Consider the following 16,894-nt stretch of genomic DNA (forward strand, 5'->3'; position numbering starts at 1 on the left):
ATAAGTTTGATAAGAAGGCCCAAGCACAGGAACTGTTGGAAAGAGCTTTTGCGCTGGACAAAAGCCCCCGATTGCTAATGGAACTGGACCAATTGTACAAGAAAATAAACATGGCTCCAACCGGGGCTATGATCCGGCAGACATCATCACTTCATTCTGGCTGAGCATCTCCGCATAGGGAAAAAGTTAAGCTAAGATCCTTTACATCCCTATCTTCAAATTCATTCTTCAGTGCTTTGATCCGTGCTTCTTTTAGCTGTACATAGCTTTCCCTCTCCTCTATGGTTGTACATAATGCCTGCAATAAACTATCCGGTTCTTTAGCTAATCCCTCCTGGACCATGCATACCAAACAAAAACTAAAAAAGAAAAGGGCCTTTTTAATCATGTTGAAAATCCGAAAAAACCACAATTTAGACAAATTGATTTGTGGAAATTAAAGGAGTTGGATCATTTCATCCGTCAAAGTATATTCCAAGAAGATGTATTATCCTCTTGATCTTATTAACGCTCTTGCCTCCCCCTAAAATTGGTTCGAGAAAGAACGATGACGAGCCACAAACCTAAAAAAATAAAATGCGAATATATAAAAAAAGCACCGAGGGAATCCCCGGTGCCTACTTAACTTCATGGCCATTTTACTTTTGCCAAGGCCCCTTTATCGCCAGGGTCAACCCTTGATTTTGGATATTGACAAAATAAGTGGAACCATCCGGAGAAAAAACTCCTCCTGCAAATTCACTTTCGAAACCGATGTTTTCGGCTAGTTTATAGTATTCACCTCTTGGGCTTATCCCAACAATAAAAGGATGGGGATGGTCTTCACACAATACCAGATCCCCCCAAGGTGCTATGGCGACATTATCACACCTTTTAAGAATCTCTTCGTTGTTTGGCTCCGCAAAGAGTTCCAGTTCACCGCCTCCATTTCCCTCGTCTTCCAAGCCTTCCTTAGGACCGGGAATGTACCTGAATACCTGTCCGGCCATAATCTCGCCACCATTGGTACAGGCAAAATACAATTCCTTATCTCCAAACCAGATGCCTTCTCCCCTGGCAAAGCAGGCCGCACCTTTATTGAAGCCCTGATACCTCAGGTCGTCTTCCGGCGAATCTATATTTTCCAAATCAAGCCATTCCACCTTTATCCTCTGCTGGATTGGAAACTTTTCCCCCTGCTGCTCGGCCCAATTTCTGGTATCACAACTCTCCTTTCCCTTGATGGCCAAGGCCTGCAGCTTCCCGCCACGGGATAATTTTCCGGGTACCTTGGGAACAAAACGGTAAAATAGCCCGTCACCTCTGTCTTCCGTCAAGTACACGATGCTGGTTTTAGGATCCACAGCTACTGCTTCATGATTGAAGCGTCCCAATGCTTTGAGCGGAAGGGCTTGCTGAAGCCCTATGTTGGACGTGGCATCTACTTCAAAAACATAACCGTGATCCTCTTCCATCCGACCATTATACCCGCCTTGGTTAACGGTAGATTCCTCACAGGTCAGCCAAGAGCCCCAGGGAGTGACTCCCCCTGCACAGTTGCGGAGAGTACCCGCCAGACTCATAAATTGGCTTTCCACTTTTTCGCTTACTGGATCATAGATCAAGGTGGTCGTTCCGCCCAATCCAGGAAGGATGCCATTCCCTTTTTCATAGAGGTAATCACCGTTGATTTTGCTCAACAGTTCATTATTGTTTCCAAAACCACCTTCTGTTAGATCATCCGGACTGTTTTCATGGTTTCGGACGATGATCACCTTGCCATTTGGTCCTTGAAAAGTCCCCATTCCATCCGGTCTTCCCGGTGTCAAAAGTCCATCATCCATCAGCTCTCCCTTTTGCGAAATAATTTTGTAAGAAAAGCCTTTTGGCAACCTTAAAATATTATCTGGATCATCCATAAGCGGCCCATATCCAGTGATCAGTTTACTCTCGGTTCTTTTGGCCATGGACGGTAAGTGTAGAAATTGACTTAACCCCATAAATCCAATGGTAGCGATTCCGGATTTCAGGAAAAACTCCCGCCGTGTAGTATTCTTTGTAGAACTCATGTTTTACTTGCTCTTTATTTTAATGATTCATGATAAAAATTAATAGGAGCGCCCTTCGCTGTCCGGGACCTTGAAAATCAAGCATACATTATAGAACAAACAGCGTTGATGACTATAATTCCTCCCATTAAGAAGCATTCACGTACTTTTCCTCAATGGCTATTACCCAAATATAAGTTAACCGTTTAATTAACCGAATATTGACAGATTAATAATTTATTATTTTTCATTAACACCAAAGAGCTATTCAATCTTTATACTCAATCCTTGAATGGTCTGCCAACCTTCCTTATCCGTCACACGGATCATAAAGTGGTAATCGCCCGGGTCTACAGCTGCAGGAATTTCGATCACCGCTGTGCCTTCATATTCTTTAAGGCCTGCTGGAATGGAATAGGTTTGAATAAACAACATAGGATCGGTTGGGGACTTGACCGGCTCCAGTCCACAATCATTGACCTCGGTGCTGTGGGTATGATGGTCAAAATTATGATGGATATCAATACTGAAGCCCCCTAGCTCCACATTGTCCCTGAAGAGTGCTTTAAACGCTACCGTGCTTCCTCTCTCCAGCACACTGCATTGCAGTGGAAAAGAGCTTTCAGTTACAATCACCTCAGGATATTCCAAATCGATATTCGGCTTATCGTCTTCACTACAGGCGTTAAAGAGCAGGGTCGTCAATAAAACAGACAGAAGAGACTTGATGTTGAGTTTCATTATCTTATTAATAGTTTAAAATTGATAGTTGAGGGAAAGACTGATGTTTCGTCCTGCTTCGGGCAAATTGATCAGCCTGTAAAAACTGGTATGGTTGTAATAGCGGGTATTGAACAGGTTCTGCACCTGTATATCGGCCTGGATCTGCTGACGAAAGATAGCGATCGAAGCTCCTGCACGAAAGTTTACCAACCGATAAGCCGCGGTCATTTTCTCTGGAGGAACGATTTGGCTTTGCTTGGCAGTCAAACGGTAGTCTACCGCAAAATAGGGACTGCTAAAAACCCCAATACCTGCAGGCTTATAAGTGGCATTGAGTATAGCTGATGGAGGAGGAGAAAAAGGCAAGGTATATCCTCTTTTTGCTCCCGATTTTTGCTCACTGTACACGTACTCCCCTATAAACTCAAAACCCAATGCTTGGATCAGCTGATACACCACGTTCACTTCGGCCCCATAACGTAAAACTTCGGACTGGGTATAGTTGAACACCTGGTTTCCAGCCCCATAAAGAATGTCCAGTTCTGAGGTAGGATTAAGGTAAATGTAGTTGGAAAAATAATTGACAAAAGGACTAAGGGATACCAGCCATTTTTCTTTCTTTAAGTAGGCTCCCAAATCAAGCTGCAGTGATTGCTCAGGGTCAAGGTCCGCATTGCCTCTTTCGTAGCGAAAGTAATGGTAATTCACGCCATTTGCCGCAAGTTCTTTGGCAATGGGCATTCGAAAACTCGTCCCCAGGTTACCTTTAAGACTCCAATCTCCCGGAAGGTAATTAAAACCTACCGACCACACCAAGCTGTTAAACTCCCGCTTAAAATCTTCTGCTCGGAACAGGTAATCCTTCTCCTCTGCTTGAGAAGCCTCTTTCACACTAGGAAACCAATCCTGATATTTCTCTGCAGCTATCCGACTATGGTCGTACCGCAAAGCTGCGGTAACTTGCCATAGGGAATTGATTTTATATTTTTCTATCCCGTACAGTCCAAAACTATATTGCTTAAAGGCAGGAATCAAAAAGCCCCAACCACCAATATCATTGTGCTGATATTCGGCACTTGCCCCAAACAATAGCTCATGATTTCTCAAGAAAAGTTCATCTTTCAGATTGAAGGAAAAAACTTCCTTGTCAAAGGCCCGCTCCATTGTCGATGGATAGGGAATTTCAGCGGGATAAATTGCTGGCATATAACCATGATTGACGTATTGGCTCCACTCCTTTCGGTCATTTCTTTGATAGCCCAAATCCAGTTGGATAAAATGCCTTCCGCCTGCAGAGCTGGACCTATTGATCAGTTTGGTATGCCTCACCTCCTGGAAGGGCAACAAAATGTCACGGCTGGATTTATCATGAAGCTCCGTATCCACCCGCCTGGGTTCCAATCCGTGGGCATTGGCAAAAAAACCGGACTTAGTTTGGACACTGCTGACCATAAGGGTATTGCGAAAATGTTCACCCAGATAACCAATCCTTCCCGAAAAGTCCAGCTCCTTGCCTGCGGTGTTTCGCACATGTCCCTTGTACAGCGCCACTCCATAATCATAGACGAAAACAGAATCTGCAGGTACGCTAAAATCACCATAATCGGCCAGGGTGAACCGGCCATCCGCAAACCACTTCCCTTTTCTAACAAATAGATTGGCAGAACCTCCAAACCAAGCATTGTTTGACCGGGCTCCAACTTCAATGTATCCGCCGATTCCCTCCTCGGAAGGGGCCAGCTTTTCCCCGATATCTATTACACCGGCGATGGCATCGGATCCATACTTAAAGGAGGCAGGGCCCTTGATAATTATGACCCGGTCAGCGGCATATTGATCCACTTCCAAGCCATGGTCAGCGCCCCACTGCTGGCCTTCATGCTTGATCCCGTTCTCCACCACCATTACTTGGTTAAAGCCCAAGCCACGGATCAGGGGCTTGGAAGCACCAGAACCTATCCCTATTAAATTTATCCCAGGCACGCGTTCCAGCGATTTCATCAGACTCCCGCCCCGATTTTCCCGAATGAAATCCTGCTTCACCAGTTCTATGCTGTTGGACGCTTCCCTTCTGATCATCTCTGCCTGATCAATCACCACCACCTCTTCCAATTCATGAAATTTGGGAAAAGTATCCAATTTAGTGGACACAGCAGTATCCAAACCCAACCGCTCAGACCCTTCTTGGGTACTTGGATAAGTAGCTTTCGAAAGGATTGGTTCTGGGAAATAGCTCAAAGAAAATAAACTGGAAACAAGGAGTAAAAGATGGATCATGAGAAGTTAAATGCAATTATATTGCAAATATACAAATACATTCAAGTGAAACAATGTTGCATATAAGATAAATAATATTAACATTTGCAATACTGCTGCATAAAAATAGAAATAATGGGAAACACCATCGCAAAGTCCAAAATCCTTCAAATTATCAAAGCGTCAGATCATCCCATAACTTATGGTGAAATCAAAAAGCAAATGAAGGATTCCTGCAGCAGGGTCACCATTTATCGAATATTGTTGCGCTTGGAAAAAGAAAAGCTTATCCTAAGGTTTCCGGATGCCAACGGTGACTTCCGCTATGCGAATAATAATGAGCATACCAATCCCTGTTCTGAGCATAGTCACTTTCACTGTATAAAATGTGACACCGTTTCGTGTTTAGCACCGGAAGAACTTAACGCTTCGATCCCCCCAGCTTATAAAACTGAATCGATCACCATTGTAGCTTCGGGAATTTGCCCCAACTGCTGCTCTCAGAAACCTAAATAGAGGATTATTAATAACAATTGGACGAATAACCTGGGCCTATCTCAACCCATCTGCTGAGTACTTTTTCAATTTGTAATTCGTAATGTATTCCCCCCTGCTCCAGCTCAATGGTAGTCTTTATTTAAAATTATTCCCACCGTCATTAAAATAATCTTCCTTCAACGGTTTGCATTTGCAACAATATTGCATAATATTTGTGCAACAAAATTGCAAAGAGGCATTGTTTAGCTGAAAAAGAACAGGTCATTAACTGCCTTATCCTCTTTGCCTCACTTTAAACTGTTGCAAAAAAATGGGCAAATACCAGTACAACAACTTGAATCACAAATAAATCTATTTTCTAAAATGAAAAAACTAAACAAACTAAGACACGCATTTTTACTTTCCCTATTGGCATGGGTACTGTTTTCCTGCCAGGATGATGAAGACCAGACCTTTGACGCTCCGGTAATTTCTTCTTTTGAGTTTGGCGAAGGCGGCTCTCATGCTACTGATGGCACAGCCTATCGCGGTGATGACCTCCATATGGAGGCGGAAATCCTTGCGGAGGCAAACATTGCCTCCATCAAAGTAACTATCCACGGACATGACCTGGAAGTAGGTGAAGACGAAACGGAGTGGGATTATTCCGAAACTTTCACTGATGAAAAGTATCTGGTCAAAAACCCCACTTTTCATGAACATATTGATATCCCGGCCACTGCTCCGGAAGGTGAGTACCATGTGGTATTGGAAGTGACCGATGCTGTTGGAAACACCACAGAGGTAGAGGGACACCTGCAAATAATGTCACCTGTAACCGTCAGTGATTTTGACATGGACGAGACGGTGGTTCGTGGAACGGATATCCATGTAGAATTCATGATTAATGCCATGCATGGAATTCACAAAATAACGGTTGACATCCATTCTCATGGACTTACACCAGGAGCTGGTGAAGTAGCGTGGGATTTTGAAAAAGAATTTGAAGAAGGCTACCATGGGCTTACCGAAGCAACGTTCCATGAGCATATAGATGTTCCGGCCACCGCCCCAGTGGGTGAGTACCATGTCACTTTCATTGTCGAAGATGAGGAAGGGAACATAGTAGAATATGAATCGCACATTGATGTGACAGCCAATTGATACTGATACAGCAATTAAAAAAACGGAGCTGAATGAATTTTAGCTCCGTTTTTTTTTTTGCTCCATATGACTTGTTGCGGGAAATCATTCCTTTAGAAGTACCGAGGGACAATTCTTATGCTCCAAGAGCTCCAAATACTTTGTCATTCGGGACTCAAAACTGAAAGCCTGGCCCGCTTATTTATAAACAGTGGCATTTTCCAGAATATAGTTACACTGGTATACATCTGTTGCATTGAGTTTGAGCTTCCCCTTAAAAGTCATTACCTCATCCATTACAAAGCTAGGATGGTTTTTGGGGACTTTAAGTTCTATAATGGATTCCGGTCCAGCTCCGCCACAAAAAAAGCAGGATGAAAAGGGATTGGCAGAAAGAATATAAATATCCTCCTCCGCGTCTATTTCCAGTAAAAATCCTTGAATCACTACTTCCTTACCGTTCAGTTTCAGTACAGCAGGGCCGAAACTGGGAAAGTAATAGTAGGCATCTACCTCTTTGCTGTACCTGTCGGTAAACTTTACATCCTTTAAAGTATCCCAGGTAATCCTAGTTTGGGAATTAGCCGTAAAGGCGGAAATGCAAAGTAAAATAATCAAACTAAATTTAAGCATCTGACAAACTTTTTGAAATATCTATTCTGTAAACTGCAATGGCCGGGATAAGGGCTGAAAGAAAACCTATTGCCATGGTCACCATTAGCAAATAACCCTCTCCCAAAATCGGTCCGGCCAGGGAAAAATCATAATGGTACCCGGACCTTAGCAATACGGACATCAGGACCAAGCCTATCCTACTGAATATCAAACCCAAAACAAACCCTGAAACAGCGATGGACAGCCCTTCCAGAAATATCATTCCGAGCAACTGGAACTTGGATGCCCCATAGGTCCTTAAAAGGGCCATCTCGTAAGTTCTTTCTCTCAAGCCCAAGTACAAGCTGATAAAAACGCTAATTCCTGAAACTACCATGACAATAAATGCCACCATATTTAGCGTGGTGGTGGCTATCCCCATTAGACTGAAGAGTTTCCTCAACTCGTAATTGGGCAGTGCCGCCTGCATAGGGGTATTTTCATTGACCATACGCGGGAGCTGGACCAGTCCCAAGGGATTTTTAAACTTGACCAACAAGGCGGTGATCTCCCTGTCTTCCTCATCCGGATGCTGCCCTTCCCCTTCCTCGTGATCATGATCATGGCTATGGTCATGGGCCGGTTCATCCCCTTCGGCATGGGAATCACTTGCTACCCTATGATCATGCAGGTCCTCCCCACGCTCTTCTGAGTGGACCTCTTCATGTCCTCCTCCATCATGATCGTGGCGCTCATGGATGTCCCATACACTTTGTAATCCTGTCAATATCAACTGGTCGACTACAGTACCGGAATGTTCATATATGCCCGTCACCAAATAAGCCTGATCTTCATGCAGGTGACCGCCTTCCGATAGGCCATGGGAACCGTAAAATGTATCCCCAACCGTTAATCCAGTCTTCCCTGCCACTGAAGCCCCAATAGTAACTTCCATTGATTTTTCCCAACTTTTTCCTTGGGCCACCTTCATAGAATAGTTTTCGGGATACCTTTCGTCGGTTCCCACGATACGAAAGCCCCCATAGGAATCTCCATAGGAAAGGGGAATGCCATATTCGACCAACCTGTTTTTCAAAAGTGCCTCGGCCTCTGCAAGCTTGATGTTCCCAGTCGGAACATCCACTTGGAATACTGCGGATAAAATCAACTGAAGCGGGCTTCCTTTAGCCCCCACCACCATATCAATACCACGGATATTGGAATTCATCTGTGCCTTGAGGTGCTGGTCAATATGCAGCATAAGGGAAATCAAGCCCACGCCAAGGGATAAGAGCAAAAGGCTCAAGCCTGTAGAAAGTGGCTTGGCACTCACATTTTTAATACTCAGTCGGAAAATATTCATGGGATTCAATTGGAGGCAACTACTTCATTTTTGGGAGATAAGGTCACTGAGGCTGTAAACTCGGACTTCAATCGCTGGTCATGGGTAATGATGATCAAACTGGATCTTGATTTTTTTGTCTGGCTTTTTAGCAGCTCGATGACCCTATGGCAGTTTTTATCATCCAATGCAGCGGTCGGTTCATCTGCAAGGATTAACTTGGGCCGGTTCACAACTGCCAAAGCAATGGCTGCCCGCTGTTGTTCTCCTTGGGATAATTGCTTAGGAGAGCTTTTCAGCTTGCCCAATAATCCAAGCTCATCCAGCACCTTTTTGATCCGGTAAGGGTCGTGGGGCTTTTGGGCCAAATGCTGGATCATCTCCAGGTTTTCCTCCAAGCTGAGGGATTGGATAAAATGGGGTCGTTGAAACACTATGCCAATATTGGCACCCCTAAATAGGTCCAGTTGCCTACCTGTCAGCGTTGAAATATCCGTTCCTCCAATCTCAACCGTACCGGTTTTGGGCTTCAAGAGGCCGGCGATCAGATGCAGAAGCGTGGTTTTGCCTATACCGGACTCTCCGAGGATCAGCAAATCCGAACCTTCTGTAACCGATAAGTCGGGAAATTCAAATTGGTTTTTCTCATTGTATTCAAATGAAACAGCGCGAGTCGTGATCATGTCATTAAAATTGGTCGACGCAAATCTAGGGAGCGAAACCTTTATTTGCAATATTGTTGCATTTAAAGAATTCAACGATTAATATTGCAACATAATTGCACAAACAAATTCTTTTATGAAAAATTCCTTTTTGGGCAACCACCTGGACTTTATCGGATTTTCTGCTTCTGTGGTCTGTGCCATCCATTGTGTGGCAATACCTGCATTGATCACTGTCCTGCCATTTATCGGCTTGGGTTTCTTATTGAATCACTGGATTGAATACACTGTCATGCTGCTGAGCCTCCTTCTTGCAGTCTTTGCCCTGTCCCATGGTTTTAGGAACCACCATCATAATTGGCTTCCCTTACTATTCGTCATTATTGGCTTTGGGACCATCCTGATAGGGATCTTCTTTGGCCATGGTGCCATAGAACATAGCATTCTTCCCACGGGTCCGATTCAGTTAGTTAACCAAAATAAGCATGCGCTGCCCATGGAGCATTTCATTACTCCGGTGGGTGCTTTGGTAGTAAGCGCAGGCCATTATATGAATTGGCACTGTATCCAAAAATCAAAAAACGGTCACACTGCCGTGGAAAATTAAAAACCATCAACCTATGTCAAGCAAAATTCCTGTAACTGTACTCAGCGGCTTTTTGGGGGCGGGTAAAACGACCTTGCTCAACCATATCCTCCAAAATCGGGAAGGCTATAAAGTGGCCGTTATCGTCAACGACATGAGCGAAGTAAATGTGGATGCGAAGCTGGTCAAGAATGAAATAAAGCTGAGCAGGACAGAAGAAAAGCTTATTGAAATGTCCAATGGCTGTATCTGCTGCACCTTAAGAGAAGACCTCATCGAGGAAGTACAAAAGCTTGCCCGTCAAAGGAATTTTGACTACCTGCTCATAGAAAGCACTGGAATTTCGGAGCCCATTCCTGTTGCCCAGACCTTTTCCTTTGAAACTGGAGATAGTCTGCTGGACTTATGTCATATCAGTAGGTTGGATACCATGGTGACCGTGGTGGATGCTTTCAATTTCTTCAGTGACTTCGGTTCGGCCGAGACCATTCTCGACCGTCAAATGACCGATGATCCAGAAGATGCCAGGTCGATCGTCAATCTCCTTACCGATCAGGTAGAATTTGCCAATGTCATCATCCTTAACAAAACCGACCTCGTTTCTGAAGACCAACTTAAGCTACTGGAAGGGCTATTGATCAAACTGAATCCGGAGGCTAACATCATCCGCACAACTTATGGACAGGTAAGCATCAAAGAAGTTGTAGACACCGGCTTATTCGATTACAATAAAGCGGAGCAAGCGGCCGGATGGCTCAAGGAGCTGAACAAAGAGCATGTTCCAGAAACGGAAGAATATGGCATCAGTAGTTTTGTATTCAGGGAGCATAGACCCTTCCACCCGGGGAGGTTCTGGAACTATATCAGCAATTCCTGGCCCAGCAATGTTGTAAGAAGCAAAGGGCTTTTTTGGTTGGCCTCCAGGCCCCAACATGCCCTGCTATGGAGTCAGGCAGGTGGCTCATTGAAGGCGGAGACCTTCGGTACCTGGTGGGCTGCCTACTCTGAAAAAGAACGCCTGCGCAATCCCAGCTACTTGGACAACCGTGATCTGATTGCCGAAAAATGGGATGGCCAATACGGTGACCGCATGAACGAGCTGGTAATCATAGGCCAGGATTTGGACGAGGAAGCCATTACCAATGAACTTAAGGCATGCCTGGTGAGGGAAAGTGACCAAGGAAACTTCTCTCTTAACAACGCCTTAAAGGACGAATGGCCCCTGTAGAAATCAGCCAACTATTCTACCCAATGTAGGGGATCAGGTATCCCCTACATAAATTTAAATTTCACCCCATATGTCACTGCCAACACCTCCCACTAAAATCAACGTTTACCTATTGACCGGTTTTTTGGGAGCAGGAAAAACCACTGTTTTGAACGGTCTTTTAGCCGCCAAAAAAGATGAGGAAAACATCATCATTGAAAACGAATTTGGTAAAGTGTCCATTGACTCCCACTTGGTTGAAACGCGGTATTGTTCCCTCTTTGAAATGAACAATGGCTGTATCTGCTGCACCTTGGACAATGAACTGGTGGAAGTATTGGCCGCTATCCTCAATGCGGATGTCCAACCGGACAATCTGTTCATTGAGGCTTCGGGAGTGGCTGACCCCGGCGGAATAGTAGCCCTTTTCAGGCAAGAGGAAGTGGCTAACTTCTTCCAACTCCAACAGGTAATTTGTGTAGTGGACGCTACGGTGGTGGAAGATTGGATTGAAGAAATTCCTGAGGTCAGCCGCCAGCTCGCCGCAGCGGATTTGATGGTGCTGAACAAAAAATCCCTGGTTTCCCCCTCCTACCTGCCCAGTCTGGTCCAACTGGTACAAGGGATCAATTCCCTTGCCGAAGTAATCGTCAGCGACCATGGACAAATTCCCCATGATATTTTCTCTCAACAGAAAAATCCCTGGGACCCTGCCAAGACCATACCCGAAACAGCAAACAAGTCCCCCCATCCCTTGAAGAGCATGTTGTTTGAAGTGGAAGAACTTATTGACCGTGAAATGCTCCTCAATCAACTTACCCTGACCTTCTTCCTGAGTTATCATCAACTTTACCGAATGAAAGGACTCGTTTGGCTAAAAGACAGCCCCGTTCCACATTTAGTCCAGACACATGGCCGACAAGTTCATTTAGCGCCTTTGGAGGGAGAAATAAAACGCCCCTATCCCAAATCCCAATTGGTCTTTATTGGCAAGGGGCTCGAGCGAAAATCATTGGAGAGAATGATCAACAAGACAGTGGCTTCAAAACAAGCCCCATAACTCCAAAGAAATTTAAATGAGCAAATCTTCCCCATCACTTGCCCGCTTGGGGAGAAGTATGCCCAGAAGTCCCGTACCATTCCTGCAAAACTTGGGTGCCTTCTGTTTTTCATGAATCATTATTTTAGGGAATTCGTTACTTTTATTTTATTAACCAGAATTCATTCACCGTGACCCGAGAGCATTTACTACTAAAGTCTCATATTGAAGAAATATCCCAACTTTCCGATGAAGAATGGGAATTTATTGCCCCCCACTTCCACTTGAGAAGACTTAAAAAGCACCACTTCTTGGTGCAACAGGGACAAAAAGTGGACAACGAATTCTGGATTGTCAAAGGGCTGGTAAAGTCCTACGCCATTGACGATAAAGGGAAAGAGCATATCCTTCAGTTTGGAATGGAAAATTATTGGGTCAGCGATTACTTCGCCTATCAGTTCCAGAAGGAAGCAACGATAAATGTAGATTGCCTGGAAGACTCCACCTTTTTCTCCCTTGCCTTCCTTGATCGGGAAAAGATCTGTGCCGAAGTTCCTGCAATGGCCAATTTTTTCAGGACCAAATCGAACCTTGGATACATTAATTTACAGCAACGAATCCTTTCTCTGCTCACCCAATCTGCTGAAGAAAGATACAGTGAAATCCTAAAAAAACTTCCCCACCTCATACAGCGTGTCCCCAAGCGGCTGCTTGCCTCTTTTCTTGGGGTGAGCAGAGAGACATTAAGCAGGCTTTAGTTCCCAAAAGGAGGTGATATACATCACTTTTTTGGGGTGAGTTGGCGCACCCGATTCTTGTGACCTAGCTCCTCGTACAGGTCTGACAATTCATGGAATTTTGTACCAGAAACAAAATAGAAAACCATGAAAAAATTAACCATTCTTATCGCCTTACTTTTTACCGGTGGAATTCTTCTGGCCCAACAATCCAAAGAGGTGAAAATCCTGATGGTGCTGTCAAGCCACGAAACCTTGGGAAACACGGGAAAAACCACGGGCTTCTATTTAAGTGAAGCCACGCACGCCTACGAGGTGTTTGAAGCAGCGGGTTACCAAATTGATATGGTAAGCCCCAAAGGAGGAAAAGCTCCGGTAGATGGGTTTGATTTAGAGGATGCGGTGAATAAAAAGTACTGGGAAGACGAAACTTTCCAGCACAAGATCAACCGTACCCTTTCCCCTGCACAGGTGGCCCCCGAAGCGTATGATGTGATATATTATGCCGGCGGTCACGGCACGATGTGGGATTTCCCAGAAAACGAGGCCTTAGCTGAAATAGCGGCTCAAATTTACGAGCAAAACGGTATTGTCGCAGCCGTTTGTCATGGCCCTTCAGCCTTGGTAAACATCAAGCTTTCCGATGGGTCCTACTTGGTAGAGGGTAAAGATATAAGTGCCTTTTCCAACCAAGAAGAGAGGGCCGTAGAATTGGAGGAAGTCGTGCCCTTTTCATTGGAGGACAGACTTTTGGAAAGGGGGGCAACCATCGTAAAAGGTGCCAACTGGTCAGAAAAAGTAAGTGTTGATGGCCGTTTGGTAACCGGCCAAAACCCTGCCTCTGCGCATAAGGTAGCCACTGAAATTGTCTCATTACTTAAGACCAAGTAAGGATGAGTACAACGGCAACTGTGGCCGCAGGACCGGCCAAAAAGAAAAGCATGCCGGCTGCACTTTGGGCATTAACCATTAGTGCATTTGGTATAGGAACCACTGAATTCGTGATTGTGGGCTTATTGCCTACCGTGGCCCAGGACCTCGCCATTTCCATTTCATCAGCGGGGCTACTTGTGAGCTTGTATGCTGTAGGGGTAGCCATAGGTGCTCCCATTCTCACTGCCTTGACCGGCAAACTTCCCCGAAAACAGCTGCTGTTGGGAGTAATGTTGGTATTTATACTGGGCAATGTCTTGGCCGCCATGGCACCGGGCTTTGGCGTATTGGTAATGGCCAGGGTGCTCACCGGTTTTGCCCATGGGGTATATTTCTCTATCGGTGCTACCATTGCGGCCAGCTTGGTACCTTCCGATAGGAGGGCTTCAGCCATCGCCATGATGTTTTCAGGGCTTACACTGGCCATTGTCACGGGAGTTCCATTGGGCACCTTCATAGGCCAAAATTTCGGATGGAGGGCGACCTTTATAGGCGTATCCATCTTAGGTCTGGTCGGAGCCGCTGCAAGTGCCCTGCTGGTTCCCTCCAATATTAAGGGAGGTAAAAAGCTCCGGATGGTGGATCAACTGAAAGTCATCAAAAGCCCATCTGTGCTTTTGGTACTGGCCATTACGGCCTTAGGTTATGGTGGGACCTTTGTCACGTTCACCTACTTGGCGCCATTGCTTGAAGAGGTCACCGGTTTTTCTGCTGACATGACCAGCTTACTGCTTTTGGTCTATGGGATTGCCATTGCACTGGGCAATATTATTGGAGGAAAGGTGTCCAACAAAAAGCCGGGCAAAGCGCTTATGAGTATGTTCCTCTTGCAGGCCTTGGTCCTCTTGGTATTGTATTTTACAGTCCCCTTTAAAGTGGCAGCGGTCATTACCCTCTTCTTCATGGGCATATTGGCCTTTTCCAATGTTCCAGCTCTTCAGCTTTATATCGTTCAAATGGCGGAAAAATATGCCCCTGGAACAGAGGACGTGGCCTCTGCGCTGAATATTGCGGCATTTAATGTCGGGATAGCCATTGGTTCCGTCATGGGGGGATATATCGTAGAGTCCAGTTTGGGTGTAGGAGCCACTCCATGGATCGGGGCCATCTTAGTCTTTATAGGTTTTATGCTGACAATGGTCAGCCACAGAAAGGAGGCTTAATATGGATACCATTTGCAAGTTACATCATCCGGGGAGAATGAGTATAGGACTCGAAATGCCCTTAGACAACGACTGGTCGATCCAAGGAGAGAAAAAGCGAAAAGAAGAAGGAAGACCCTTTGGTGTTCCCGATATGAACCGCCATTTAGTCCGTGCAAAAATGGCTGACCAACTGGGTTTTAACACACTATGGCTAAGGGAAGTACCCTTGTATGACCCCTCTTTTGGAGATGGTGCGCAGCTTTTTGATACGCTGAGTTACCTTGGCTATCTAGCAGGAATTACAGACAATATTCTGCTGGGCACTGCTGCCATGGTCATGCCCCTGCACCACCCGCTTCAATTGGCAAAGGCCACGGCAACAATAGAGCAACTCTCCGGTAGCAGGTTTATTCTAGGACTTGGTCTGGGCGACAGGCCGGTGGAGTTTGCTGTGTTTGGTACCGACCCCGAAGGGAGAAGTGAACGCTTCCGTGCCCATTATGATGTCCTACAAGAAGCTTGGAAGGAAGAGCATCACCTTCAGCAATACTATCAAAACCTCAACGGGAATTATCAGGTGTATCCAAAACCAAGGCAAAAGCTGCCGGTAGTCCTGGCGGGAAGGGCACAACAGTCCATGGATTGGATTGCCCAAAACATGGACGGATGGTTTAACTACCCACGGCCGGTAGAGCAGGCGCAACAAATGGTACTGAACTGGCGTGAGGCACTGTACGACAGTGAGCAGCCCGAAAAGCCCTACATCACTGCTTTCCATTTGAATTTGCTAAAAGACAAAGACGCTGCATTTTCCGCAGGACGTTTTGGCGGTTCGATCGGCATCCACCGGCTAACCGACTTAATGATGGATTATCAAAAAGCCGGCGTTTCCCATATGGCCATTCACCTCCGCAGGTCCGAACTGCCCATAGAAGAAGCCTTGGAACAGCTTGGACAAAAAGTATTGCCCCATTTTAAAAACCAAATGGCAGACTGCCTGCCCAAATAAACAATAAGCACAATGATAAAAATGAGAAAATTAGGAAATACCTCGATTGACGTTTCACCCATTGCCTTTGGAGCCTTTGCCATCGGAGGCACCATGTGGGCAGGAAATGAAGAAAAGGATTCCATAAATGCCATTCATGCAGCCCTGGACAACGGCATATCTACCTTGGATACTGCGCCATTTTATGGTTTGGGAAGAAGTGAAGAATTGATCGGAAAGGCTCTTGCAGGAAAGAAAAGGGAGAACATTCAGATTTTGAACAAATTTGGCCTTGTTTGGGATGGAAGTAACCATGGGAAAGGTGACTACTTCTTCGATACAGAAGACCGGGGAAAGAATTATGCTATCTATAAATATGCCTCAAAAGAAAATGTAGTAAAAGAAGTGGAAGAAAGCCTGAGGCGATTGAAGACCGATTTTATCGATTTGTTACAATTGCACTGGCCAGATTCCAGCACTCCCATAAGTGAAACCATGGAAGCCATGGAGCGCCTTTTGGAACAAGGTAAAATCAGGGCGGCAGGGGTCTGCAACTTCAATGTTGACCAATTGAAAGAAGCACAACAAACCCTAAACCTTAGCTCCAACCAAATACCCTACAGCATGCTGCAACGTGGTATTGAAGCTGACTTGCTGCCTTATGCCCAAACTGAAGCACTAAGCTTGATTGCTTACAGCCCCATGGAGCGTGGTTTGCTTACCGGAAAGTACTTTAAGGAAGGTAAGCTGGAAGATAGCGACCATAGAAATGGCTATTTCAAGCAGTTTGATTTGGAAGCCATCAAAAAGGTGCTGGACGAATTACAGCCCATTGCTGAACAGTACCAAGCTACCCTAGCTCAGTTGGTACTCAACTGGACGATGAACCAGCCAGGTATGACAGTGACCTTGGCCGGGGCAAGAAATGAATCCCAGGTCATCTCCAATGCAGCAGCGATGAACTTAGATGTTGCCGAAGCAGATAGGGCTCTGATCAATAAGCATTTGGCCTCCCTTAAATAAAACCTAGTTTCC

17 protein-coding genes are annotated in these 16,894 nt (G+C 45.4%); 10 read left to right on the plus strand and 7 right to left on the minus strand.

Annotated features, from left to right (window positions below; translation table 11 throughout):
* Window positions 1-151: 151 nt before the first annotated feature.
* From ACYVAA_RS13675 to ACYVAA_RS13690, 4 genes are all read right to left on the minus strand, one after another.
* Window positions 152-388, minus strand: coding sequence for a hypothetical protein (locus ACYVAA_RS13675; RefSeq protein ID WP_460542612.1), 237 nt, complete (start codon window positions 386-388; stop codon window positions 152-154).
* 250 nt (window positions 389-638) lie between these two features.
* Complete coding sequence (locus ACYVAA_RS13680) at window positions 639-2,048, minus strand: alkaline phosphatase PhoX (protein WP_460542614.1); 1,410 nt, start codon at window positions 2,046-2,048, stop codon at window positions 639-641.
* A gap of 243 nt (window positions 2,049-2,291) precedes the next feature.
* On the minus strand, window positions 2,292-2,768 hold the full coding sequence (locus ACYVAA_RS13685; RefSeq protein WP_460542616.1) for a DUF4625 domain-containing protein: 477 nt from the start codon (window positions 2,766-2,768) through the stop codon (window positions 2,292-2,294).
* A 15-nt stretch (window positions 2,769-2,783) separates the two neighbouring features.
* A complete protein-coding gene (locus ACYVAA_RS13690) occupies window positions 2,784-5,027 on the minus strand; it encodes a TonB-dependent receptor (RefSeq protein WP_460542618.1) in 2,244 nt (747 codons plus the stop codon).
* Between the two features lie 114 nt (window positions 5,028-5,141).
* On the opposite strand from ACYVAA_RS13690, the gene ACYVAA_RS13695 reads away from it, so the two are divergent.
* Both ACYVAA_RS13695 and ACYVAA_RS13700 read left to right on the plus strand, forming a co-directional pair.
* The gene (locus ACYVAA_RS13695) at window positions 5,142-5,522 is read left to right on the plus strand and encodes a Fur family transcriptional regulator (RefSeq protein ID WP_460542619.1); all 381 of its coding nucleotides are present in this window, start codon (window positions 5,142-5,144) and stop codon (window positions 5,520-5,522) included.
* 345 nt (window positions 5,523-5,867) lie between these two features.
* Complete coding sequence (locus ACYVAA_RS13700; RefSeq protein ID WP_460542621.1) at window positions 5,868-6,647, plus strand: DUF4625 domain-containing protein; 780 nt, start codon at window positions 5,868-5,870, stop codon at window positions 6,645-6,647.
* Between the two features lie 177 nt (window positions 6,648-6,824).
* Here ACYVAA_RS13700 and ACYVAA_RS13705 read toward each other — a convergent pair whose 3' ends face one another.
* The 3 genes from ACYVAA_RS13705 to ACYVAA_RS13715 are packed head-to-tail and all read right to left on the minus strand — an operon-like array spanning window position 6,825 to window position 9,245.
* Window positions 6,825-7,259, minus strand: a complete 435-nt coding sequence (locus ACYVAA_RS13705) for a DUF3299 domain-containing protein (protein ID WP_460542623.1) — start codon at window positions 7,257-7,259, stop codon at window positions 6,825-6,827.
* Window positions 7,252-8,583 carry an ABC transporter permease gene (locus ACYVAA_RS13710; RefSeq protein ID WP_460542625.1) on the minus strand — a complete coding sequence of 444 codons (1,332 nt, stop codon included), beginning with the start codon at window positions 8,581-8,583 and terminating at the stop codon, window positions 7,252-7,254. The genes ACYVAA_RS13705 and ACYVAA_RS13710 overlap by 8 nt, the downstream gene beginning before the upstream one ends.
* Window positions 8,584-8,588: 5 nt before the next feature.
* Window positions 8,589-9,245 carry an ABC transporter ATP-binding protein gene (locus ACYVAA_RS13715; protein WP_460542627.1) on the minus strand — a complete coding sequence of 219 codons (657 nt, stop codon included), beginning with the start codon at window positions 9,243-9,245 and terminating at the stop codon, window positions 8,589-8,591.
* A 115-nt stretch (window positions 9,246-9,360) separates the two neighbouring features.
* On the opposite strand from ACYVAA_RS13715, the gene ACYVAA_RS13720 reads away from it, so the two are divergent.
* The 8 genes from ACYVAA_RS13720 (at window position 9,361) to ACYVAA_RS13755 (ending at window position 16,882) form a co-directional block, all read left to right on the plus strand.
* Complete coding sequence (locus tag ACYVAA_RS13720; protein WP_460542629.1) at window positions 9,361-9,831, plus strand: MerC domain-containing protein; 471 nt, start codon at window positions 9,361-9,363, stop codon at window positions 9,829-9,831.
* Window positions 9,832-9,844: 13 nt separating this feature from the next.
* Window positions 9,845-11,038 carry a zinc metallochaperone GTPase gene (locus ACYVAA_RS13725; RefSeq protein ID WP_460542631.1) on the plus strand — a complete coding sequence of 398 codons (1,194 nt, stop codon included), beginning with the start codon at window positions 9,845-9,847 and terminating at the stop codon, window positions 11,036-11,038.
* 70 nt (window positions 11,039-11,108) lie between these two features.
* On the plus strand, window positions 11,109-12,077 hold the full coding sequence (locus ACYVAA_RS13730; protein ID WP_460542634.1) for a CobW family GTP-binding protein: 969 nt from the start codon (window positions 11,109-11,111) through the stop codon (window positions 12,075-12,077).
* A gap of 170 nt (window positions 12,078-12,247) precedes the next feature.
* Entirely contained in the window at window positions 12,248-12,814 is a 567-nt protein-coding gene (locus ACYVAA_RS13735) for a Crp/Fnr family transcriptional regulator (protein WP_460542636.1), read from the plus strand.
* 126 nt (window positions 12,815-12,940) lie between these two features.
* Window positions 12,941-13,684 (plus strand): type 1 glutamine amidotransferase domain-containing protein, encoded by a 744-nt coding sequence (locus ACYVAA_RS13740; protein WP_460542638.1) that lies wholly within the window; start codon window positions 12,941-12,943, stop codon window positions 13,682-13,684.
* 2 nt (window positions 13,685-13,686) lie between these two features.
* Window positions 13,687-14,889, plus strand: coding sequence for an MFS transporter (locus ACYVAA_RS13745; RefSeq protein WP_460542640.1), 1,203 nt, complete (start codon window positions 13,687-13,689; stop codon window positions 14,887-14,889).
* 1 nt (window position 14,890) lies between these two features.
* Window positions 14,891-15,880 carry an LLM class oxidoreductase gene (locus ACYVAA_RS13750; RefSeq protein ID WP_460542642.1) on the plus strand — a complete coding sequence of 330 codons (990 nt, stop codon included), beginning with the start codon at window positions 14,891-14,893 and terminating at the stop codon, window positions 15,878-15,880.
* A 21-nt stretch (window positions 15,881-15,901) separates the two neighbouring features.
* Window positions 15,902-16,882: an aldo/keto reductase gene (locus ACYVAA_RS13755; RefSeq protein ID WP_460542644.1), complete on the plus strand. Its 981-nt coding sequence runs from the start codon at window positions 15,902-15,904 to the stop codon at window positions 16,880-16,882.
* Window positions 16,883-16,894: the final 12 nt, after the last annotated feature.

The organism is Echinicola sediminis, assembly GCF_054777495.1.

What these genes read in the sequence shown, in the direction of transcription:
- ACYVAA_RS13675 (WP_460542612.1), bottom strand. Translation starts at nt 388, where the DNA reads ATGATTAAAAAGGCCCTTTTCTTTTTTAGTTTTTGTTTGGTATGCATG.
- ACYVAA_RS13680 (WP_460542614.1), bottom strand. Translation starts at nt 2,048, where the DNA reads ATGAGTTCTACAAAGAATACTACACGGCGGGAGTTTTTCCTGAAATCC.
- ACYVAA_RS13685 (WP_460542616.1), bottom strand. Translation starts at nt 2,768, where the DNA reads ATGAAACTCAACATCAAGTCTCTTCTGTCTGTTTTATTGACGACCCTG.
- ACYVAA_RS13690 (WP_460542618.1), bottom strand. Translation starts at nt 5,027, where the DNA reads ATGATCCATCTTTTACTCCTTGTTTCCAGTTTATTTTCTTTGAGCTAT.
- ACYVAA_RS13695 (WP_460542619.1), top strand. Translation starts at nt 5,142, where the DNA reads ATGGGAAACACCATCGCAAAGTCCAAAATCCTTCAAATTATCAAAGCG.
- ACYVAA_RS13700 (WP_460542621.1), top strand. Translation starts at nt 5,868, where the DNA reads ATGAAAAAACTAAACAAACTAAGACACGCATTTTTACTTTCCCTATTG.
- ACYVAA_RS13705 (WP_460542623.1), bottom strand. Translation starts at nt 7,259, where the DNA reads ATGCTTAAATTTAGTTTGATTATTTTACTTTGCATTTCCGCCTTTACG.
- ACYVAA_RS13710 (WP_460542625.1), bottom strand. Translation starts at nt 8,583, where the DNA reads ATGAATATTTTCCGACTGAGTATTAAAAATGTGAGTGCCAAGCCACTT.
- ACYVAA_RS13715 (WP_460542627.1), bottom strand. Translation starts at nt 9,245, where the DNA reads ATGATCACGACTCGCGCTGTTTCATTTGAATACAATGAGAAAAACCAA.
- ACYVAA_RS13720 (WP_460542629.1), top strand. Translation starts at nt 9,361, where the DNA reads ATGAAAAATTCCTTTTTGGGCAACCACCTGGACTTTATCGGATTTTCT.
- ACYVAA_RS13725 (WP_460542631.1), top strand. Translation starts at nt 9,845, where the DNA reads ATGTCAAGCAAAATTCCTGTAACTGTACTCAGCGGCTTTTTGGGGGCG.
- ACYVAA_RS13730 (WP_460542634.1), top strand. Translation starts at nt 11,109, where the DNA reads ATGTCACTGCCAACACCTCCCACTAAAATCAACGTTTACCTATTGACC.
- ACYVAA_RS13740 (WP_460542638.1), top strand. Translation starts at nt 12,941, where the DNA reads ATGAAAAAATTAACCATTCTTATCGCCTTACTTTTTACCGGTGGAATT.
- ACYVAA_RS13745 (WP_460542640.1), top strand. Translation starts at nt 13,687, where the DNA reads ATGAGTACAACGGCAACTGTGGCCGCAGGACCGGCCAAAAAGAAAAGC.
- ACYVAA_RS13750 (WP_460542642.1), top strand. Translation starts at nt 14,891, where the DNA reads ATGGATACCATTTGCAAGTTACATCATCCGGGGAGAATGAGTATAGGA.
- ACYVAA_RS13755 (WP_460542644.1), top strand. Translation starts at nt 15,902, where the DNA reads ATGAGAAAATTAGGAAATACCTCGATTGACGTTTCACCCATTGCCTTT.